Origin of the sequence: Hansschlegelia plantiphila, from assembly GCF_027922265.1 — a bacterium.
Lineage (GTDB): Bacteria > Pseudomonadota > Alphaproteobacteria > Rhizobiales > Methylopilaceae > Methylopila > Methylopila plantiphila.
The window spans coordinates 394,677-413,816 of the sequence record NZ_BSFI01000004.1; the positions used below are offsets into that span (position 1 = coordinate 394,677).

General features: G+C 67.1%; 19 protein-coding genes. 11 read left to right on the top strand and 8 right to left on the bottom strand.

Features of this window, described 5'->3' with window-relative positions:
• Positions 1-18: 18 nt before the first annotated feature.
• Positions 19-288, top strand: coding sequence for a BolA family protein (locus PKE75_RS05180; RefSeq protein ID WP_271167628.1), 270 nt, complete (start codon positions 19-21; stop codon positions 286-288).
• A complete protein-coding gene (gene grxD, locus PKE75_RS05185) occupies positions 285-617 on the top strand; it encodes a Grx4 family monothiol glutaredoxin (protein WP_271167629.1) in 333 nt (110 codons plus the stop codon). The genes PKE75_RS05180 and grxD overlap by 4 nt, the downstream gene beginning before the upstream one ends.
• A gap of 9 nt (positions 618-626) precedes the next feature.
• Here grxD and PKE75_RS05190 read toward each other — a convergent pair whose 3' ends face one another.
• Positions 627-905, bottom strand: a complete 279-nt coding sequence (locus PKE75_RS05190; RefSeq protein WP_271167630.1) for a BrnA antitoxin family protein — start codon at positions 903-905, stop codon at positions 627-629.
• On the bottom strand, positions 865-1,137 hold the full coding sequence (locus PKE75_RS05195) for a BrnT family toxin (protein WP_271167631.1): 273 nt from the start codon (positions 1,135-1,137) through the stop codon (positions 865-867). The genes PKE75_RS05190 and PKE75_RS05195 overlap by 41 nt, the downstream gene beginning before the upstream one ends.
• A 171-nt stretch (positions 1,138-1,308) precedes the next feature.
• On the opposite strand from PKE75_RS05195, the gene PKE75_RS05200 reads away from it, so the two are divergent.
• Positions 1,309-2,199 (top strand): metallophosphoesterase, encoded by an 891-nt coding sequence (locus tag PKE75_RS05200; protein WP_271167632.1) that lies wholly within the window; start codon positions 1,309-1,311, stop codon positions 2,197-2,199.
• A gap of 104 nt (positions 2,200-2,303) precedes the next feature.
• Here PKE75_RS05200 and rpsD read toward each other — a convergent pair whose 3' ends face one another.
• Positions 2,304-2,921 carry a 30S ribosomal protein S4 gene (rpsD, locus tag PKE75_RS05205; RefSeq protein ID WP_271167659.1) on the bottom strand — a complete coding sequence of 206 codons (618 nt, stop codon included), beginning with the start codon at positions 2,919-2,921 and terminating at the stop codon, positions 2,304-2,306.
• Between the two features lie 394 nt (positions 2,922-3,315).
• Here rpsD and dnaG point away from each other — a divergent pair, with 394 nt between their 5' ends.
• The 6 genes from dnaG (at position 3,316) to PKE75_RS05235 (ending at position 10,099) form a co-directional block, all read left to right on the top strand.
• Positions 3,316-5,244, top strand: coding sequence for a DNA primase (gene dnaG / locus PKE75_RS05210; RefSeq protein ID WP_271167633.1), 1,929 nt, complete (start codon positions 3,316-3,318; stop codon positions 5,242-5,244).
• Positions 5,245-5,424: 180 nt separating this feature from the next.
• A complete protein-coding gene (gene rpoD / locus PKE75_RS05215) occupies positions 5,425-7,419 on the top strand; it encodes an RNA polymerase sigma factor RpoD (RefSeq protein WP_271167634.1) in 1,995 nt (664 codons plus the stop codon).
• 157 nt (positions 7,420-7,576) lie between these two features.
• A complete protein-coding gene (locus PKE75_RS05220) occupies positions 7,577-8,371 on the top strand; it encodes a DUF817 domain-containing protein (protein ID WP_271167635.1) in 795 nt (264 codons plus the stop codon).
• 47 nt (positions 8,372-8,418) lie between these two features.
• Positions 8,419-8,781 carry a ribosomal maturation YjgA family protein gene (locus tag PKE75_RS05225; protein ID WP_271167660.1) on the top strand — a complete coding sequence of 121 codons (363 nt, stop codon included), beginning with the start codon at positions 8,419-8,421 and terminating at the stop codon, positions 8,779-8,781.
• Positions 8,782-8,826: 45 nt separating this feature from the next.
• Complete coding sequence (locus PKE75_RS05230; protein WP_271167636.1) at positions 8,827-9,399, top strand: Uma2 family endonuclease; 573 nt, start codon at positions 8,827-8,829, stop codon at positions 9,397-9,399.
• Between the two features lie 97 nt (positions 9,400-9,496).
• Complete coding sequence (locus PKE75_RS05235) at positions 9,497-10,099, top strand: YceI family protein (RefSeq protein WP_271167637.1); 603 nt, start codon at positions 9,497-9,499, stop codon at positions 10,097-10,099.
• A gap of 30 nt (positions 10,100-10,129) precedes the next feature.
• Here PKE75_RS05235 and PKE75_RS05240 read toward each other — a convergent pair whose 3' ends face one another.
• Positions 10,130-10,849: an SIMPL domain-containing protein gene (locus PKE75_RS05240; protein WP_271167638.1), complete on the bottom strand. Its 720-nt coding sequence runs from the start codon at positions 10,847-10,849 to the stop codon at positions 10,130-10,132.
• A 242-nt stretch (positions 10,850-11,091) separates the two neighbouring features.
• Between PKE75_RS05240 and PKE75_RS05245 the strand changes: the two genes are divergently transcribed.
• Positions 11,092-11,595 (top strand): YciE/YciF ferroxidase family protein, encoded by a 504-nt coding sequence (locus tag PKE75_RS05245; RefSeq protein WP_271167639.1) that lies wholly within the window; start codon positions 11,092-11,094, stop codon positions 11,593-11,595.
• A 215-nt stretch (positions 11,596-11,810) separates the two neighbouring features.
• Here PKE75_RS05245 and PKE75_RS05250 read toward each other — a convergent pair whose 3' ends face one another.
• Positions 11,811-12,188 (bottom strand): DUF6481 family protein, encoded by a 378-nt coding sequence (locus PKE75_RS05250; protein ID WP_271167640.1) that lies wholly within the window; start codon positions 12,186-12,188, stop codon positions 11,811-11,813.
• Between the two features lie 136 nt (positions 12,189-12,324).
• A complete protein-coding gene (arfB, locus tag PKE75_RS05255) occupies positions 12,325-12,744 on the bottom strand; it encodes an alternative ribosome rescue aminoacyl-tRNA hydrolase ArfB (RefSeq protein WP_271167641.1) in 420 nt (139 codons plus the stop codon).
• Between the two features lie 172 nt (positions 12,745-12,916).
• Between arfB and PKE75_RS05260 the strand changes: the two genes are divergently transcribed.
• Entirely contained in the window at positions 12,917-13,591 is a 675-nt protein-coding gene (locus PKE75_RS05260) for an MgtC/SapB family protein (RefSeq protein WP_271167642.1), read from the top strand.
• A 126-nt stretch (positions 13,592-13,717) separates the two neighbouring features.
• Here PKE75_RS05260 and katE read toward each other — a convergent pair whose 3' ends face one another.
• Both katE and uvrB read right to left on the bottom strand, forming a co-directional pair.
• On the bottom strand, positions 13,718-15,829 hold the full coding sequence (gene katE / locus PKE75_RS05265; RefSeq protein ID WP_271167643.1) for a catalase: 2,112 nt from the start codon (positions 15,827-15,829) through the stop codon (positions 13,718-13,720).
• A 142-nt stretch (positions 15,830-15,971) separates the two neighbouring features.
• Entirely contained in the window at positions 15,972-18,887 is a 2,916-nt protein-coding gene (gene uvrB, locus PKE75_RS05270; RefSeq protein ID WP_271167644.1) for an excinuclease ABC subunit UvrB, read from the bottom strand.
• Between the last annotated feature and the right edge of the window lie 253 nt (positions 18,888-19,140).

Here is a 19,140-nt window from a genome sequence, read left to right on the forward strand (position 1 = left end):
ACGGAGGCCTTGCGACCGATGCCGATGGACGCCCGCGAGATCGAGCGCATGATCCGCGACGCGCTGCCCGACGCCGAGGTCACGATCCGCGACCTTGCGGGCGACGGCGACCATTACGCCGCGACCGTCGTCTCCGAAACATTCCGCGGCAAGAGCCGCGTCCAGCAGCACCAGATCGTCTATCAGGCGCTCAAAGGGCAGATGGGCGGAGCGCTGCATGCGCTTGCGCTGCAGACCAGCGCCCGCCCCGCGCCTGAACCCGACACAGCGAAAGGCTTCGTATTATGAGCGCGAGAGATGAGATCGCCGACGCGGTCGCCAAGAACGACGTCGTCCTGTTCATGAAGGGCACGCCGCAGTTCCCGCAGTGCGGGTTCTCCGGACAGGTCGTGCAGATCCTCGATTATCTGGGGGTGCCCTATCAGGGCGTGAACGTGCTCGCGAGCGACGAGATGCGTCAGGGCATCAAGGAGTTCTCGAACTGGCCGACGATCCCGCAGCTCTACGTCAAGGGCGAGTTCGTCGGCGGATGCGACATCGTCCGCGAGATGTTCCAGGCCGGCGAGTTGCAGACCCACATGAAGGAAGCCGGCGTTCCCGTGAAGCAGCCGGCCTGAGCCGTCGACTCACGCCGCGTCGCGCTTCATCCAGTCGCGCAGGATGGCGTTGAGCCGGGTCTGCCAGCCGGGTCCGGTGGCGCGCAGCCTGTCGAGCACGTCCTCGTCGAGCCGAATCGTGACCTGACGCTTCGGCGCGTCTGACTTCGGGCGGCCGCGCCGGACCAGCGTCTCGCCGACATACTCGTCGGCGCGCTCGAAGAAGTCGTCGTCGAGTTCCGGAGCGTCGTCGGGGTCGACCCACGCCTCAGTCGAGGCGGGTTTCGTAGCGGGCTCTCTCTCGGTCATTGGCTTTCCTCAGACTGATGATCCGGCGGGCGTCCCCGCGCTGCGTCCAGACCACCACCACCATCCGCCCATCCAGGCGACCCACCGTGATAAAGCGCACCTCGCGATAGTCCTCGCGGGCATCGACCGCCGTGAAGGTACGAGCTGCGAAAACCTCCTCACAGCGGGCGAAATCCAGTTGGCGATGCCTAAGCGTCAGTTCTCGCTTTATCGGGTCAAACTCGATCGTCATGAATATATGTAGCGACAAAAAAGACTAGCGTCCACGCGGCGTCTTCAGCTCTGGCGCGGGTGGTGTGCGAAAGCCGATTCATCCAATAGCCACCTTTGCCCGGTCATCTGAACAGGTCGGCGCCATTGTTGACAGGATGAGCGGCGCATTGTCTCCAAACGCGATCTTCCCATGGCCCTGATCACCCGCCGCGCCTTGCTGACCTCCGCAGGCGCAGGCTTCCTGGTCTCTGCCTCGGGCGGCGCTTATGCCGGGCTGATCGAGCCGTCGCTGATGCTGGCGACGACCGAGTACCGTCTGACGCCGCCGGGCTGGCCGGCGGACCTGCCGCTCACCATCGCGGTGATTTCCGATACGCATGTCTGCGAGCCCTATGTGCCGATGGCGCGGGTCAAGCGCATCGTCGAGACCGTCAACCGGCTGAAGCCCGACCTCATCGTGCATCTCGGCGACCACGAGGGCAGCTACCACGTCGCGTCGAGCCTGTTTGATCCGACCGAGTGGGCGGCCGCCTACGCCGACCTCTCCGCGCCGCTCGGCCTCTACACCATCCTCGGCAATCACGACTGGTGGCACCACGCCCGCTCGATCCGGTCCGCCCTCGACGGCGCGAAGATCCGAGTCATGGAGAACGAGGCGGAGCTCATCGAGCACCGCGGCCGGCGGTTCTGGCTCGCCGGCCTCGGCGACCAGATCGCGCACTGGCTCGGCCGGGGCTCGTTCCGCGGCGTCGACGACCTGCCGGGGACGCTGGCGCAGCTCAAGACCGACGACCCGGCTCTGCTGCTGATCCATGAGCCCGACATCTTCGACGAGGTGCCCGCCCGCGTCTCGCTCACGCTCGCGGGCCACACCCATGGCGGCCAGATCTACATCCCGGGCATCCGCAACCCCTTCATTCCCGCGAACTATTCCGGCCGCTTCCGCTACGGACACGTCGTCGAGGACGATCGCCATCTGATCATCTCGGGCGGAATCGGCATGAGCAGCTGGCCGGTGCGCTTCGGGGTGCCGCCGGAGATCGTCATCGTGAAGCTCGGAAACGAGCCGGCGGTGGCGTGAGGCGCGCCGTTCGCGGAGGCGTCGCGACAATCGCGAGGCTGGCCCAAAACGAAAAAGGCCGCCCCTGAGGGCGGCCTTGGAATTCGTAGTCCGGAAACCGTCGATCAGCGCGAGTAGAACTCGACGACCAGGTTCGGCTCCATGTGGACGGGGTAGGGCACGTCCGTCAGCAGCGGGATGCGGACGTACTTGACCGTCATCTTGTCGTGGTCGACCTCGAGATAGTCCGGCACGTCGCGTTCCGCGGAGGCTGCGGCCTCGAGCACGATGGCGAGCTGCTTGGAGCTTTCCTTGACCTCGATCACGTCGCCGACCTTGACGAGGTAGCTCGAGATATTGACCCGGCGGCCGTTCACCTTGACGTGGCCGTGGTTCACGAACTGGCGCGCGGCGAACGGCGTCGGCACCAGCTTCGCGCGATAGACCACCGCGTCGAGGCGGCGCTCCAGTAGGCCGATCAGGTTCGCGGAGGTGTCGCCCTTGAGGCGGGTCGCCTCGGCGTAGATCCGGCGGAACTGCTTCTCGGTGATCGAGCCGTAATAGCCCTTGAGCTTCTGCTTGGCGCGGAGCTGCACGCCGAAGTCGGAGAGCTTGCCCTTGCGACGCTGGCCGTGCTGGCCGGGGCCGTATTCGCGGCGATTGACCGGGCTTTTCGGCCGGCCCCAGATGTTTTCGCCGAGACGGCGGTCGATCTTGTACTTCGAGGCGTGTCGCTTCGACATCGCGTCCTCCTTCGAGAGGTTGAGGAACGCGCCCTCCTGCTGCTTCCATGCGGAAGCCGACAGGTCCGGTCGTTGCGAGAACGCCGGACCACGGGTGCGCAAAAACGCCAACGCGGAGCTTTTGGCCCCGCGCGACGTGGCGGTTCTCTACGGGGAGAGGGGCCGCGTGTCAATGACGGGCGGCGCGGCGTCATCCCGGCGGCGGCACGCATGGATCGCGGGCAGGGGAGTCCGCCTTGTGCTGAGGTCGATCCCGGCCCTGCTCGGCCGGCGCCGCTTCGGCCGGGCTGACGATTATCGGCCCCGCCCCCTGTGGATAGCGGGCGCCGCGCGGCGCGACTCACTTGCTCCTATATAAGGAGAGATCAGCTCTTATCCGGACCGCCTCCGCGCGATGCGCTTCAGCCCATCCTTCCTCGACGACCTGCGCCAGCGGCTCCCGGTCTCGGAGGTCGTGGGCCGGCGCGTCAAGCTGAAGCGGCAGGGGCGCGAATATGCCGGGCTCTCGCCGTTCAACGCCGAGAAGACGCCGTCCTTCTTCGTGAACGACCACAAGGGCTTCTACCACTGCTTCTCCTCGGGAAAGCACGGCGACGTGTTCAAGTTCCTGATGGAGGTCGAAGGCGTCTCGTTCCCCGAGGCCGTCGAGCGCATCGCCGAGATGGCGGGCGTGCCGATGCCGAAGGACACGCCCGAGGAGGCGCGCCGGCATGAGGCGCGCGCGAGTCTGCTCGAGATCATGGACATGGCCGCCCGCTTCTACGAAGGCGAGCTGCAGGGAAGGGCGGGCGCCGCGGCGCGCGCCTATCTCGCCGGCCGGGCCCTGAGCCCGCAGACGCAGACGACGTTCCGCATCGGCTACGCCCCGAACTCGCGGACGGCCCTGCGCGAGCGCCTCCGGGCGCAGGGCGTCGCCGTCGCCGATATGGTCGAGGCGGGGCTGTTGGTCTCCGGCGACGACGTCTCGGAGCCGTTCGACCGGTTCCGCGACCGCATCATGTTCCCGATCGAGGACGCGCGCGGGCGGGTTATCGCCTTCGGCGGCCGCGCCATGACGGCGGATGCGCCGGCGAAGTATCTGAACTCGCCTGAGACGCCGCTGTTCCACAAGGGCGCGACGCTGTTCAACCACCACCGCGCCCGCGCCGCCGCGCAGACGACCCGGTCGGTGGTCGCGGTCGAGGGTTATGTGGACGCGATCGCGCTCGCGAGCGCAGGCGTCGCCCATGTGGTCTCGAACCTCGGCACCGCGCTGACGTCCGAGCAGATGGAGCTGCTCTGGAAGATGGCGCCCGAGCCCATCCTTTGCTTCGACGGCGACAAGGCCGGCCGGCGCGCCGGCTTCCGCGCGATCGAGACCGCGCTGCCCCTGCTGGCTCCTGGCCGTTCGCTGCGCTTCGCGTTCCTGCCGGAGGGCCAGGACCCAGACGATCTCGTCCGCGCGGAGGGCCGCGGCGCGATCGACGCGGTGCTCGTGGCCGCCGCGCCGCTCGTCGACGTGCTGTGGGCGCGCGAACTCGACGCCGGCCCGACCGACACGCCCGAGCGCGCCGCAGCCTTCGAGACCCGGATCCGCGAGGCGCTGAACGCGATCCGCGACGAGACGGTAAGGCGGCACTACCAGACCGCCGTCGCCTCCAGGCTGTCCCAGTTCGGCCGGCCCGTCTTCGCCGAGCGGCGCAGCTACGGCGCCCGCGGCGGCCCCGCGCCCCGCGGACGGCGCGGCGGTCCCGAGCGGTCGTGGCGCAACGGCGCGCAGGCGCAGCCGGCGCTGGCGGCCTCCGCGGATCTGAAGAAGAGCCCGACGGTCGTCGCCGGCGTCGGTCGCCTGCAGGCCCGCGAGGTCGCGCTCGCGCTTGCGGTCGCCAACCACCCGACGCTGCTCGACGAGCTTGCGGAAATGTTCGCCGAGCTTGAATTTTCGAGCCGCGACCTCGACAAGCTGCGCCGCGCGATCCTGGACTCCTACGCCCACGGCGCGCATGACCGGGATGCGATGCGGGCCGACCTGGCGGCGGCTGGCCTCGACGCGCTGGTCGACCGGGCGCAGGGCGCGTTGCTGTCGAGCGAATGGTGGGTTTCGGTCGACGCCGACCCCGCTGACGCCGCCGTCGCGTGGCGACATGCGAGCGCCTTGCATATCAAGGTGCGGGCGTTACATAGGGAACTCCGTGCAGCAGAGCAGGAATTCGGGCGGGACTTCACCGACGACAATTTCCGTCGGATTGTCGAGATTCAACGCCAGCTTTCCACAGCTGAAGGCTCCGAGGCTTCGATCGACGGCTTCGGCGGCGCGTCCGGGCGCGTCGTTCGGCCGATGTGACGGCGAAGGCTCTGGCGCGCACGAGAAGGTAGGCCGGGTCGGCTCTCGGCCTGGCGTGGTTAGGTAGGCGTAAATCGACTCCGCTTAATCTTCGGAGCTGATTCGCCGTCATCGGGGCGATGGGCGGCGGCCCGGGGCGAACGCGCGACCGATTTGAGGTCGACGCGGAGATTGGACGACATGGCGACCAAGTTGCAAGCGAAAGACGAGGCCGAGACCAGCGCTCCGGAAACGGAAGCAGGTCCTCTGCTCGACCTCAATGATCAGGCCATCCGGCGCATGATCAAGGCCGCGAAGAAGCGCGGCTATGTGACCAATGACGAGCTGAACGAGGTTCTGCCCTCCGATCAGAACACGTCCGACCAGATCGAAGACATCCACGCGATGCTCAACGAGATGGGCATCAACGTGATCGAGGCCGAGGAGGCGGACGCCGAAGAGGCGACCGCGACCGAGGACGACGAGCCGGAGACCGGCGGCGAACTCGTCGAGAGCCCGCGCCCGACCGCTGTCGCGACCGTCCAGAAGGCCGAGCCCACCGACCGCACAGACGACCCCGTGCGGATGTATCTGCGCGAGATGGGCTCCGTCGAGCTGCTGTCTCGCGAGGGCGAGATCGCGATCGCCAAGCGCATCGAGGCCGGCCGCGAGGCGATGATCGCGGGCCTCTGCGAAAGCCCGCTGACGTTCCAGGCGATCATCATCTGGCGCGACGAGCTGAACGACGGGAAGATCCTGCTGCGCGAGATCATCGATCTCGAGGCGACCTACGCCGGCCCCGACGCCAAGCCCGACGCGACGCAGCCGGCCGCCGAAGGCGCCGCCGCCGAGGGCGAGGAGGGCGAGACCGCCGAGGCGGAAGCGCCGGCGCCTGAAGGCGACCTCGACGACGACGACATGGAGAACAACGTCTCGCTCTCCGCGATGGAGACCGAGCTGAAGCCGAAGGTCGTCGAGACCTTCGACGCGATCGCCGACGACTACAAGAAGCTGCGGCGCCTGCAGGACCAGAACGTCGAGAACCGGCTGCAGAACAAGACGCTCTCGCCGGCGCAGGACCGCAAGTACAAGAAGCTGAAGGACGACATCGTCGTCAACGTGAAGTCGCTGTCGCTCAACCAGCACCGCATCGACGCGCTGGTCGAGCAGCTCTACGACATCAACAAGCGGCTGGTCGCGCTCGAGGGCCGGCTGATGCGGCTCGCCGAATCGTTCGGCGTCGATCGCATCGACTTCCTCAAGCAGTACCAGGGCTACGAGCTCGACCCGAACTGGATCCGCCGCGTCGCGGGTCTGGGCGCCAAGGGCTGGAAGGGCTTCGTCGCGGCCGAGAAGGACCTGGTCAAGGACATCCGCGGCGACATCCACAATCTGGCGACCGAGACGGGCCTGGAGATCCAGGAGTTCCGCCGCATCGTCCAGATGGTGCAGAAGGGCGAGCGCGAGGCCCGGCAGGCCAAGAAGGAGATGGTCGAGGCCAACCTTCGCCTCGTGATCTCGATCGCTAAGAAGTACACCAACCGCGGCCTGCAGTTCCTGGACCTGATCCAGGAGGGCAACATCGGCCTGATGAAGGCGGTGGACAAGTTCGAGTACCGCCGCGGCTACAAGTTCTCGACCTACGCCACGTGGTGGATCCGGCAGGCGATCACCCGCTCGATCGCCGACCAGGCGCGCACCATCCGCATCCCGGTCCACATGATCGAGACGATCAACAAGATCGTCCGCACCAGCCGGCAGATGCTGCACGAGATCGGCCGCGAGCCGACCCCGGAGGAGCTCGCCGAGAAGCTCGCCATGCCGCTCGAGAAGGTCCGCAAGGTCCTGAAGATCGCCAAGGAGCCGATCTCGCTCGAGACCCCGATCGGCGACGAGGAGGATTCTCACCTCGGCGACTTCATCGAGGACAAGAACGCGATCCTGCCGATCGACGCCGCGATCCAGAGCAATCTTCGTGAAACAACGACGCGCGTGCTCGCGTCGTTGACCCCGCGCGAGGAAAGAGTGCTGCGCATGCGCTTCGGCATCGGCATGAACACCGACCACACGCTCGAGGAGGTCGGCCAGCAGTTCTCGGTGACGCGCGAGCGCATCCGCCAGATCGAAGCCAAGGCGCTCCGCAAGCTGAAGCACCCGAGCCGGTCGCGGAAGCTCCGCAGCTTCCTCGACAACTGACGCATTCGCCGGAAGACTTCGGCGGTTCGCGATGTTTCGAACGGCGTGCTCAAGCCCGACGTTCTGCGTAGAGGGGCAGTGAGTCCTGCTGGTTGATGCGTCGGAGCGTCGGCCGTTCGGCCGTCTCAGGCTGGCGGAAAGCGTCCTCGCCGCTCGGATGGCGCAAGGGCGGACCACCGCCTTTATCTATGAGTTCGTCCGTTTTGGCGTGAAGGAAGCTTGGGCCTGCCTGTTCGGCGGGGCCATGGTCGCACTGCTGCTGGCGACCCATTTCTGGTATCCCGCCGGTGCGGCTCTCGCGCGGTACGACTTTCTCTTTCTCGCGGCGTTGACGCTTCAGGCGCTGTTTCTGGTCTTCCGGCTCGAGACGTTCGAGGAGGCGAGGATTATCCTCGCTTACCATGTGGTCGGCACGGCCATGGAGATCTTCAAGACTTCGGTCGGTTCATGGGTCTATCCGGAGCCATCCCTGTTCAGGATCGCAGGAGTGCCCCTGTTCACCGGGTTCATGTACTCCTGCATCGGCAGCTATCTCTGCCGTGTTTGGGACCTTTTCCACTTCAAGTTCATCGGTCATCCAAAGACCGGCCATCTTGCGCTGCTAAGTCTTGCGATCTACGCCAACTTCTTCGCCCACCACTATCTGCCGGATGTCCGCTGGGCGTTGTTCGTAATTACGGGATTCCTGTTCTTCCGTGCGCGTCTGCAGTTCGTGGTGTGGCGCGAGCCGCGGTCCATGCCGCTGCTGCTCGGCCTGGCGCTCGTCACGGCGTTCATCTGGCTCGCCGAGAACATCGGCACCTTCACGAAGACATGGCTCTACCCCGCCCAACAGCACGGCTGGACGCCCGTGGGTTTCGGCAAGTTCGGCTCCTGGTTCCTGCTCCTCATCGTCAGCTACACGCTGGTCGCCCTCATCAAGCGACCCGAGACTCCCACAGGGCGCGCGTGAACTCTCTGTGCGCGAGGCTGCCATATGCAGGCGCGGCGGTCGTGGTCATGGTCAGCGGCCTGCTGTGGCGAAGGCCGGAGCTTGGTCTCCCTTGGCCGCTTGCGAAATACGGCGGCTCCGCTCTCTGGGGAGCGATGGTGTTCTTCATCGTTGCGGGCGCGATCGCGCGGCGCCGGCCTATCCGCGGCGCCGTCGTCGCGGCTGCGCTTGTGGCCATGGTGGAGATCAGCCAAGCGATCCATTTCGAGCCGCTCGACAGATTTCGCGCCACGGCTTTAGGCGCGCTGCTGCTCGGCCGCACGTTCGACTGGTGGGATATCGCAGCCTATTGGGCCGGGATCGGTATGGCTTTGCTGGCGACCACGCTCGCGACGAGAGCCCATGTCGGCCAAAGCAAGCGGGCGGGCTGAGGGATCGCCTTTGCCGCCTTGCCCGCCCGCGCTATTCTTCCCCCAATGAACGCGCCCGTTCCCCTCGCTGAAGGCCTGCCGCGCCGTCGCTTCACGGTCGCGGACGTCCTGCGCATGGTCGAAGTCGGCCTGATCCGGGACGACGAGCGCCTCGAGGTGCTCGACGGGGAGCTCGTGCCGATGTCGCCGAAGGGGAGCCGGCACGAGGCGATCAAGACGCGGATCAACCGGCTCTGGGGCAGGACATGCCCAGACGACGCGGACTTCGCGCAGGAAACCGGTCTTTATCTCACGAAGACGACCTATCTCGAGCCCGACTTCATCGTCTTCCCGCGCTCCATCGCGTTGGCTGACGTGAAGGGCCCGGACGTGCGTCTCGCCGTCGAGGTCGCGGATTCCTCGCTCGACTATGATCTTCGCCGCAAGCCGGCGATCTACGCAAGTTTCGGCGTACGGGAGCTATGGGTGATCGACGCAGCCCGCCGCGTGACGCATCTGCACCGCGAGCCGGGCGGAAACGGCTATGCGAGCGTGGAGATCGCGAACGCCGCAGCACGGATGCAGCCGGTTCACGCTCCGGCCGCGTTGTCATTCTCGCTTGACGATCTGAGGGCCTGAGCGGCTCCCGCCCGCATGCCGCGCTTGCGCGCGCGCCGCTTCACCGCGCCGCCGGGCTGGATCATACAGGACGTCCCGAAGCTGGATGACGCCTGTCATGAAGAAGTTCGCTCTCGCCTTCGCGGCGGCGCTGCTGCTCGCCACGCCCGTTCTGGCGCAGGAGACGCCCGGCGCGGCCGATCCGTCGCGCGTCTCAGGCGGCGTCTACAAGGTCGATCCGAACCACACCCAGGTCGTCTGGTCCGTCGATCACATGGGATTCTCGACGCTCACCGGCATGTTCGGCCAGATGAGCGGGTCCCTCACCCTCGATCCCAAGGACCCCTCCGCCGCCAAGCTGGAGATCGAGGCGCCCATGGCGGGCCTTACCGTGACCGCCGAGAAATTCCATGCCCACCTTCTCAGCAAGGAACTGCTCGACGCCGGAAAATTCCCGTCCGCTAGCTTCAAGTCGACGTCGGTCGCGGTGTCCGGCCAGACGGCGAAGATCACCGGCGACCTGACGCTCCATGGCGTCACCAAGCCCGTGACGCTCGACGCCGTGTTCCAAGGCGCGGGCGTCAACCCGATGAGCAAGGCCGAGACGGTCGGTTTTTCGGCGACCGGCTCGGTCAAGCGCAGCGACTTCGGCCTCGGCGCCTTCGCGCCGGTGGTGTCCGACGAACTCCGGCTGACGATCGCGGGCGCGTTCGAGAAGTAAGGGCGGCCGACGGCGCGGCCTCTCGACTGCTTACTTCAGCTCCCAGCGCACCGTCACGCGGACGTTGAGCTCCTGCTCGCCGCGGGCGACGGGGGTCGGGGCCGCGGCGTCGGCGCTCTTCGCGCGCAGCGCGAACATCTGCGGGCGCGGGCCTTCGCCGGCGGCGTCCTGCTCGTCGATCGAGAGCGGGGCCCCGAGCGTCGCGCCGGCGCCCGCCGCATAGAGCTCGGCCTTGCGCCGCGCGTCGGCGATGGCCTGCTTGCGGGCGTCGTCGAGCTTCGCGGTCCGGTCCGAGACGTCGAAGACCAGGCCCTCGATCTGATTGGAGCCTGCGGCCACCACCGCGTCGACGAGATCGCCGACCTTGTCGACGTCGCGCGCACGGATCGAGACGGTGTTGCGGACCTCGTATCCGGTCAGCTTGGGGGTGCGCGGCGCCGAGCCGTCGCCATAGTCGTACTGCGCCTGGACGCTGAGGCCCGAGGTGCCGACGTCGCGATCGGCGATCCCGGCGTCCTTGAGGGCCGCCATCACCTTGGTCATCGCCGCCGCGTTCGCCTTCAGCGCGGCGGAGGCGGTCGGCGCCCGCGTGACGACGCCGCTCGTCACGATCGCCCGGTCGGGCGCGATCGAGACCATGCCGTCGCCCGTCACCGTGACGGACGGCCGGGGGTCAGGCTGCTGCGCCAGGGCGGCGATCGGGGACGCGGCGACGATGAGGATCGCGGCGAGGCAGGACGCTTTGCGCATGACGAGGCTCCGGCCGCGTACGAGTCGGCGAGACGGACCGCGCGGCTCGGTCCGTGCGCCTTACTCCCGCGAGAATGCGACCGCGTCTAGGCGGGCGTCGGGCGGAAGCGGATTTTGAAGCGGCCGACGTCCAGCTGGGAGGCTCGGAACGAAAGCTCAGGGTGGGTGTTGATAGGGCAGAGCGCGCGGGATGAGACGCCGCGCGGCGCTCCCGCAACCAAACAGCTTAAAGGAGACCAGCAATGGGCCTCTTCTCCAAAGACATCAAAACCCTCGACGACCTGTTCGTTCACCAGCTGCAGGACGTATATTACGCCGAGAAGCAGATTCTCTCGGCGCTTCCGAAAATGATCGATAAGGCGACTGCGCCCGCTCTGAAGCAGGGCCTGGAGCATCACCTTCGCGAGACCGAGGAGCATGTGCGCCGGGTCGAGCAGGTGTTCGAGATGCATGGCGCCGAGATCAAGACCACGAAATGCCCGGCGATCAACGGCATCATCGAGGAAGCAAACGACGTGGCCGGAGACGTCGAGGACAAGCAGGTGCTGGATGCGGCGATCATCGCCTCCGCCCAGGCCGTCGAGCATTACGAGATGACGCGTTACGGCACCCTCGTCGCGTGGGCGAAGCAGCTCGGCCGCTCCGACTGCGCCGCGGTGCTTGAGAAGACGCTGAACGAGGAAAAGGCGGCCGACCGGAAGCTCACCTCGATCGCTGACGGCGGCGTCAATCGCGAAGCCGCCTGACCGTCGCATTTCTGCCGGAACGACCAAGGGTCCGTCGACGAGCTGTCGGCGGGCCCTTTTGCGTTTCGACGCCGCGCTCCGCGTCGCGGTCGCGTCCGAAAGGACGGATCGTCAGGCCCGCGTCAAAGAAAAAGCCCCGCCGACTTCATGTCGGCGGGGCTTTTGATTCTTCGATCTGATGACCTCAGGCGACCCGGCCAGCGGGCCGCCCGGCGTCACGCGCTCTTGCGGGACTGGTCGCGGTCGTGGTTGCGCGGCTTCATGTCGGCGATCACCCTGGCGGCGAGCGCGTATTTGGCGGCGTTGATGACCTTCGGGCGGGCGGCCTGGCGCTCGGCCTCTGCGGCGGCCGCGGCCGCCTCCTTCTCGGCGGCGAGGCGCTGCTCTTCGGCGAGCTTCTCGGCGGCGATGCGGCGCTCCTCGGCGGCCTTCATGGCCATGCGGGCGTCGCGGGCCTGAACGATCGCCTGTCGCTCGGCCTTGCGCTGCTCGGCTGCGGGATCGTTGACGGCGGTACGGAAGCTTTCAAGCAGCTTCTGCTTGGCGTCGCGGGCGCTGTCGCGACGCGACTGGAAGGTGTCTGCCTTCATCATATGCAGGAATTGGCCTCGAACTTTGTTTCGGAACTGGCGTGCACATAAGCCTCTTAGCTTGAAATTGCAACGGTTTTGCTACGGAATCCGCGCGCTGTCGCCGGATATGCGGCTCCTCCGCCACATCATTCCGTAATCAATCGCCGCCGACCGGCCGGCGCAGCGCCTTCACGCCGCCGCGCCGCGTCTTGTCGTCCACACGGCGGCCTTTCGCGGCCTTCGAGGGCTTGGTCGGCCGCCGCGGCTTCGGCCTGTCCGACGCCTCCCGGATCATCGCCACGAGCCGTTCGATGGCTTCCTCGCGGTTGTCGCCCTGCGTCCGCTGCGCCTGCGCCGTCAGCACGATCACGCCGTCCTTGGTGAGTCGCGAACCCGCGATCGCCATCAGCCGAATCGCGACGTCGTTCGGCAGCGACGGCGAGCGACGCGCGTCGAAGCGCAGCTGGACCGCGGTCGACACCTTGTTGACGTTCTGCCCGCCGGGTCCCGAGGCGCGGACGAAGGACAGCTCGATCTCGTCCTCGTCCAAAGTCAGCGTATCGGTGATGCGGATCATCGGGGACTCTTGCGCCTCGCAGCAGTTGGTCGAGGACTAACATCTGCGGCGGCGCGATTTCAGGGGAAATCATCCGGCCCCGCGCCCGCGGAGCGGGAGGGCTGGCGTTCGCCGCCAAAGCGGTCAGATTCGAGAGTCCGGCGGCGAGGGTCGCTGCGGACGGGGAGGCGACATGACGAACGCCGAACTCTGCCTGCGCTTGCTGGCGGCCGCGGCCGCCGGGAGCGTGGTGGGCGTCGAGCGCGAGCGGCAGCTCTGGGCGGCGGGCCTGCGGACCCACATGCTGGTGTGCCTCAGCGCCTGCCTCGCGATGATCGTTTCAGCCTACGGCTTTAATGACCTTCTCGGCGAGAACCACGTCGTGCTCGATCCCTCGCGCGTCGCGGCGCAGGTCATATCGGGGGTGAGCTTCCTCGGCGCCGGCGCGATCCTGCTGCGCGGCGAGATCGTGCGCGGCCTCACCACGGCGGCGAGCATCTGGAGCGTGGCGGCGATCGGGCTCGCGATCGGCGGCGGCCTCTATGTGCCGGGCGCGGCGGCGACGGTGATCGTCCTCCTCATTCTGGCGGGGGTGAAGCCGCTCGAGGAGCGCTACCACGCCCGCTTCCGCTCGCGGGAGCTGCGCCTCTCCGCGCCGAGCGGGACGGTGACGATCGACGTGCTGAAGGAGATCGCGGGGCCGCGTGCCTCGCGGGTTCGCCATTTCGTCGCGACGCCGGGCGAAAGCGAGGGAGTCGACGACATCCTGATCTCCTTCGTGCGCCTGTCGCAGACCAGCGTCGACGACATCGCCCGCCGCCTCGCCGGACTGAAGGGCGTGACGCTTCGAGACAAGGGCGACGCGTGAGCGGGCGGGGCGACCGGTCTCGCCGCAAGTCGACCGCGTCGTGACAAGAAGACGGCGAGCCGATCGGCGCCTCGCCGTCTTCAATCTGGTTTGTCGCCATCAAGCGTTCGTGAAGCGCAGCTGGAATCAGACCGTGTGCACCGTCTTCTCGCGGTCCCAGAGTCTGAGTTCGCCAAGCGCTGCGATGAAGGTCTTGACGTCGCCGGCGCCCGTCAGCTCGAAAACGCCGTCGTCGGGCTCGACGCCCGCCTTGTCGAGCAGCGGTTTCGCCGACGGGGCGAAGGCGATGAACTTGGCGTGGGCGAACGCGTCGGCCACGAAGTCCCGCGCGGTCGCCTCGTTCATCAGCAGCTTGCAGCCGTCCGCGGACGCCAGGATCGCGACCGCGTCGTAAAGCACCGAAGGGCCGCCGTTCACTTTCTGCTTGGCCGGCGTCGCCTCGCCGTCGCTCAGCTTCACGCCGCCGACCTTGGGCGCGATGAGCTCGACCAGCCCGCCCTCGGCGTCGATGGCCTTGGTCAGCGCCTTCAGGAGCTTGGCGTCGCTCCCGTCCGTGACCAGTACGCCGAGCTTCCGGCCCTTGAAGGATTTCGGGCCGTTCTTGACGATGCTGAGCGCCGGAGAGGCAGGCAGGTCCGTGATCACCGGGCGCGCCGGATCGGCCGGCTTGGGCAGCGGCGACAGGCCGAGACCGTCCGCGACCTTCTCCGCCAGCGCTTTGTCGACGTTCAGAAGATGCGCGACCATGCGGCCACGGATTTCCGGCGTCTCGACCTTCGACAGTTCGAAGACGAAGGCGTCCTTGATGTGCGTCTGCTCGGGCTCGGTCTGGCTGATATAGAACTGACGCGCTTGGCTGTAATGGTCGGCGAAGAGTTCGGCGCGGACACGGCGCTTCACGCCGGTCATGTCCTCAGGGAACGTCTGGAAGCCCTTCTGCGGGCTTTCGCGCGGGCCGCCCGCCGGTCCCCACGAGTTCGGCTCGTAATTCGCGCGGCCGACGGGATTGCGCATCGCCATATGGCCGTCCTGCTGGAAATGCGCGAACGGACAGCGCGGCGCGTTGACCGGGATGTGAGAGAAGTTCGGACCGCCGAGACGCTTCAACTGCGTGTCGAGATAAGAAAAGTTCCGGCCCTGCAGCAGCGGGTCGTTGGTGAAGTCGATGCCTGGCACGACGTTCTGCGTCATGAAGGCGACCTGCTCGGTTTCGGCGAAGAAGTTGTCGACCACACGGTCCAGCACAAGTCGCCCGACGATCTGAACCGGCACGAGCTCCTCGGGGATGATCTTGGTCGCGTCCAACACGTCGAACGGGAACTCGTCCGCAAAGGAATCGTCGAAAAGCTGAAGCCCCAGCTCCCATTCCGGGAAGTCGCCGGCCTGTATCGCGTCCCACAGGTCGCGGCGGTGGAAGTCGGGATCGGCGCCGTTGGTCTTGACCGCCTCGTTCCAGACCTTGGACTGCAGGCCGAGCTTCGGCTTCCAGTGAAACTTCACGAAAGTGGACGCGCCATCGGCGTTGACCAGCCGGAAGGTGTGGACGCCGAAGCCTTCCATGAAGCGGAAGGAGCGCGGGATCGTCCGGTCGGACATGATCCACAGCGCCATGTTCATGGCTTCCGGCGTGAGCGATATGAAGTCCCAGAAATTGTCATGCGCGGTCTGGGCCTGCGGAAAGCCGCGGTCCGGCTCCTGCTTGGCCGCGTGGATCAGGTCGGGGAACTTGATCGCGTCCTGGATGAAGAACACCGGGATGTTGTTGCCGACGAGGTCCCAGTTGCCCTCCTTGGTGTAGAACTTCACGGCGAAGCCGCGCACGTCGCGCGCGAGGTCGGGGGATCCCTTGTTGCCGGCGACGGTCGAGAACCGGACGAAGACTTCGGTCTTCTCGCCCGCCCGCTGAAAAAGGTCGGCCGCGGTGATGTCCGACAGCGACCGGTAGGGCTCGAAGAAACCGTGCGCGCCGTAGCCGCGAGCGTGAACCACGCGCTCCGGAATGCGCTCATGGTCGAAGTGGAAGATCTTCTCGCGGAAGTGACCGTCCTCGATCAGAGTCGGACCCCGTTCGCCGGCTTTGAGCGAGTTCTGATCGTCCGCGACCGGGATGCCGTGAGCGGTGGTCAGGACGGGCGTGTCGCCCTCGGCGATCTGGTGGGTCTCGCCGCCCGTCCCGCGGCTGATCTTGATATCCGCGATGCTGGCGGTCTTCAGCGGCTGCTGGCCGGTCGATGACATGCGCGTCTCCTCTGTCGCAGACGGCGCCTAAAGCCGCATGCAACCGAAAGCGCCGCGCCCCTTTCATTGTTCCAATGAAATTTTGCTAATGCAGCGCGAGGAGGCGCCTCCGGCGCCAGCGTTCGAACCGATTGGTCCGCCGCTACCGCCGCTTACCCGGCTGCCGCCTTCCGCCCGGGCGGTAGTTCGTCGTCATGTTGTCGGGCTTCGCCGGCAGCGACAGGACCGGCTGGAGCGGCGTCGCGCGGTCGGTGCCGGGGCCCATGTCGTCAAGCGAGGGCTTCGTCACCCGCGACTTGCTCGCCGGCGACTTGGGCGGCGTGTTCGCCGAGCGTCCATATTTGCGCTCGCCGGCGTAGCCGCCGGTCGAGGCGTCGATCAAGGCCTGACGGGCCAGCGGATCGTCGGAGATCATCAGCTCGGTCGCCTGCAGGCGCTTGATCTCGTCGCGCAGGCGCGCGGCGGTCTCGAATTCGAGGTCGCCGGCCGCCTTGCGCATGCGGGCCTCGAGGTCGGCGAGCGTCGCCTTCATGTTGTGGCCGTAGGCGGGGGCGTCCTCGGCGAAGCCCTTGTCCACCGTCACGCGGTCGCGCTCATACATCGAGTTCATGACGTCGGAGATGTCGCGCTTGATGGTCTCCGGCGTGATGCCGTGCTCTGCGTTGTAGGCGAGCTGCTTCTCGCGCCTGCGGCCGGTCTCGGCCATCGCGCGCTGCATCGAGCCGGTCTCGTGGTCGGCGTAGAGGATGACGCGGCCGTCGACGTTGCGCGCCGCGCGGCCGATGGTCTGCACCAGCGAGGTTTCCGACCGCAGGAAGCCCTCCTTGTCGGCGTCGAGGATCGCGACCAACGCGCATTCCGGGATGTCGAGGCCCTCGCGCAGCAGGTTGATGCCGACGAGCGCGTCGAAGGCGCCGAGCCGCAGGTCGCGGATGATCTCGATGCGCTCCAGCGTGTCGATGTCGGAATGCATGTAGCGCACGCGCACGCCGTGCTCGTGGAGATACTCGGTTAGATCCTCCGCCATGCGCTTCGTCAGCACGGTGATGAGCGAGCGGTAGCCCTTGGCCGCGACCTCCTTCACCTCGCCTAAGAGGTCGTCGACCTGGCTGCGGGCCGGGCGGACGTCGATCAGCGGGTCGACCAGGCCGGTCGGCCGGATCACCTGCTCGGCGAACACGCCGCCGGTCTGCTCCATCTCCCAGGAGCCCGGCGTCGCCGAGACGTGCACCGTCTGCGGCCGCATCGCGTCCCACTCCTCGAAGCGCATCGGACGGTTGTCCATGCAGGAGGGCAGGCGGAAGCCGTATTCGGCGAGCGTCGCCTTGCGGCGGAAGTCGCCGCGATACATGCCGCCGATCTGCGGGATGGTGACGTGGCTCTCGTCGGTGAAGACCAGCGCGTTGTCGGGCAGGTATTCGAACAGCGTCGGCGGCGGCTCGCCCGGCTTGCGGCCCGTCAGCCAGCGCGAATAGTTCTCGATGCCGGCGCAGCTTCCCGTCGCCTCCATCATCTCAAGGTCGAACTGGGTGCGCTGCTCCAGCCGCTGCGCCTCCAGCAGCCGGCCCATCTTGGTGAGCTCGGCGAGGCGCGCCTTGAGCTCGTCCTTGATGCCCTTCATCGCCTGATTCAGCGTCGGCCGCGGCGTCACGTAATGCGAGTTGGCGTAGACCTTCACCGCCGAAAGATCCTGGATCTTCTGGCCCGTCAGCGGGTCGAACTCCTGGATGGTCTCGATCTCGTCGCCGAACAGGCCGACGCGCCACGCCCGGTCCTCGTAATGCGCCGGGAACACCTCGATCGTGTCGCCGCGCACCCGGAAGGTTCCGCGCACGAAGTTCACGTCGGCGCGCTTGTACTGCAGCGCCACGAGGTCGGCCATCAGCTGGCGCTGGCTGACCGTCTCGCCGACCTTCAGCACGAAGGTCATGGACGTGTAAGTCTCGACACTACCAATACCGTAAATACACGACACCGAGGCCACGATGATGACGTCGTCGCGCTCCAGCAGCGACCGCGTCGCCGAATGGCGCATGCGGTCGATCTGCTCGTTGATCGAGGATTCCTTCTCGATATAGGTGTCCGACCGCGGCACATAGGCCTCGGGCTGGTAGTAGTCGTAATAGGAGACGAAGTACTCCACCGCGTTTTCCGGGAAGAACGACTTGAACTCGCCGTAGAGCTGCGCCGCCAGCGTCTTGTTCGGCGCGAGGATCAGCGCCGGGCGCTGGGTCTCCTCGATGATCTTCGCCATCGTGAAGGTTTTGCCCGATCCCGTGACCCCCAGAAGGACCTGGTCGCGCTCCTGCCGGCGGATACCGTCCACCAGCTCGGCGATCGCGGTCGGCTGGTCGCCCTTGGGCTCGAACGGGCTCGCCAGCACGAATTTCTGACCGCTCTCCAGCTTGTCCGGACGAGCCGGGCGGTGCGGCACCCACGGCTTGCCCTGCAGCTCGGGTCGCCCGTGCTGGATCAGGTCCTCGAGCGCCGCGACGGTGGCGGAGACGCTCTTCGACGGATCGAAATCCGCCGGCAGCGCCGCGAGGTCGGTCTCCGGAACCGCGCCGAACCCGCGCGGCGCCTTCTGCGGATCGGGCGTCGCCGGAACCGAGGCGGTCAGCTGCTTGCGCTTGCCCTTCTCCTTCGCAGGCGCGGCCTTGCCTGCAACCGCCGCTGCGCCCCCTCTCCCCTTGCGGGAGAGGGCCGGGGGGAGGCGTGACGGCCGCGCGCCATCAGATCCATCGCCGTCATGGTCCGGCTCGACCGGACCATCCATGCCGCCGCCATGCTCGACGCCCGAGATGGGTCCTCCGGTCAAGCCGGAGGACGACGGCGCCGTGGGCGTTACGACGTCCGCGTCCGGCCCGACGCTCGCCGCCTTCGCGGTCGCGCGGTCGGCGACCTTGCGGCGCGCCTCGTCCGCCGCTCCCGCGCCGCGTCCGAGAGCGCGGAGAAGGTCGGCGTCAGGCGTGACGTCGGTCAGGTCGACGGGAGCGTCAGCGGAATACGCGGCCTGCCGCGATTCGCTGAAGCCGCGGGAACGGGACGGCTTGGGCATGGGCGGAATATAGGCGGCGGCGCCGGGTTGCGTCAGTGCCCCCGGCGGCGAAAGTCGTCGCCTCTGAAAGGGCCGAAGATTCATTGCGCCGTCGCGCCCATCAAAGCGCTGATAGGAAAATAATCATTGACATTTCCACTTTCCTCCCGCACGCTCCGTCCCGTCTTTCCCCGTCACGGGAGGCGTGTCCGGACCGGCCGGCCATGCGGGGGAGGAGCGGCGCCTGCGGCGGGGATGACCGGATGTCTCCGCC

Coding starts and splice junctions, on each gene's coding strand:
- PKE75_RS05190 (WP_271167630.1), bottom strand. CDS start 905: ATGACCGAGAGAGAGCCCGCTACGAAACCCGCCTCGACTGAGGCGTGG.
- arfB (WP_271167641.1), bottom strand. CDS start 12,744: ATGATCCGCATCACCGATACGCTGACTTTGGACGAGGACGAGATCGAG.
- katE (WP_271167643.1), bottom strand. CDS start 15,829: ATGTCATCGACCGGCCAGCAGCCGCTGAAGACCGCCAGCATCGCGGAT.
- uvrB (WP_271167644.1), bottom strand. CDS start 18,887: ATGCCCAAGCCGTCCCGTTCCCGCGGCTTCAGCGAATCGCGGCAGGCC.
- PKE75_RS05225 (WP_271167660.1), top strand. CDS start 8,419: ATGGTCAGCGGCCTGCTGTGGCGAAGGCCGGAGCTTGGTCTCCCTTGG.
- PKE75_RS05195 (WP_271167631.1), bottom strand. CDS start 1,137: ATGACGATCGAGTTTGACCCGATAAAGCGAGAACTGACGCTTAGGCAT.
- PKE75_RS05235 (WP_271167637.1), top strand. CDS start 9,497: ATGAAGAAGTTCGCTCTCGCCTTCGCGGCGGCGCTGCTGCTCGCCACG.
- PKE75_RS05260 (WP_271167642.1), top strand. CDS start 12,917: ATGACGAACGCCGAACTCTGCCTGCGCTTGCTGGCGGCCGCGGCCGCC.
- dnaG (WP_271167633.1), top strand. CDS start 3,316: ATGCGCTTCAGCCCATCCTTCCTCGACGACCTGCGCCAGCGGCTCCCG.
- grxD (WP_271167629.1), top strand. CDS start 285: ATGAGCGCGAGAGATGAGATCGCCGACGCGGTCGCCAAGAACGACGTC.
- PKE75_RS05230 (WP_271167636.1), top strand. CDS start 8,827: ATGAACGCGCCCGTTCCCCTCGCTGAAGGCCTGCCGCGCCGTCGCTTC.
- rpoD (WP_271167634.1), top strand. CDS start 5,425: ATGGCGACCAAGTTGCAAGCGAAAGACGAGGCCGAGACCAGCGCTCCG.
- PKE75_RS05245 (WP_271167639.1), top strand. CDS start 11,092: ATGGGCCTCTTCTCCAAAGACATCAAAACCCTCGACGACCTGTTCGTT.
- PKE75_RS05250 (WP_271167640.1), bottom strand. CDS start 12,188: ATGATGAAGGCAGACACCTTCCAGTCGCGTCGCGACAGCGCCCGCGAC.
- PKE75_RS05180 (WP_271167628.1), top strand. CDS start 19: ATGCCGATGGACGCCCGCGAGATCGAGCGCATGATCCGCGACGCGCTG.
- PKE75_RS05220 (WP_271167635.1), top strand. CDS start 7,577: ATGGCGCAAGGGCGGACCACCGCCTTTATCTATGAGTTCGTCCGTTTT.
- rpsD (WP_271167659.1), bottom strand. CDS start 2,921: ATGTCGAAGCGACACGCCTCGAAGTACAAGATCGACCGCCGTCTCGGC.
- PKE75_RS05240 (WP_271167638.1), bottom strand. CDS start 10,849: ATGCGCAAAGCGTCCTGCCTCGCCGCGATCCTCATCGTCGCCGCGTCC.
- PKE75_RS05200 (WP_271167632.1), top strand. CDS start 1,309: ATGGCCCTGATCACCCGCCGCGCCTTGCTGACCTCCGCAGGCGCAGGC.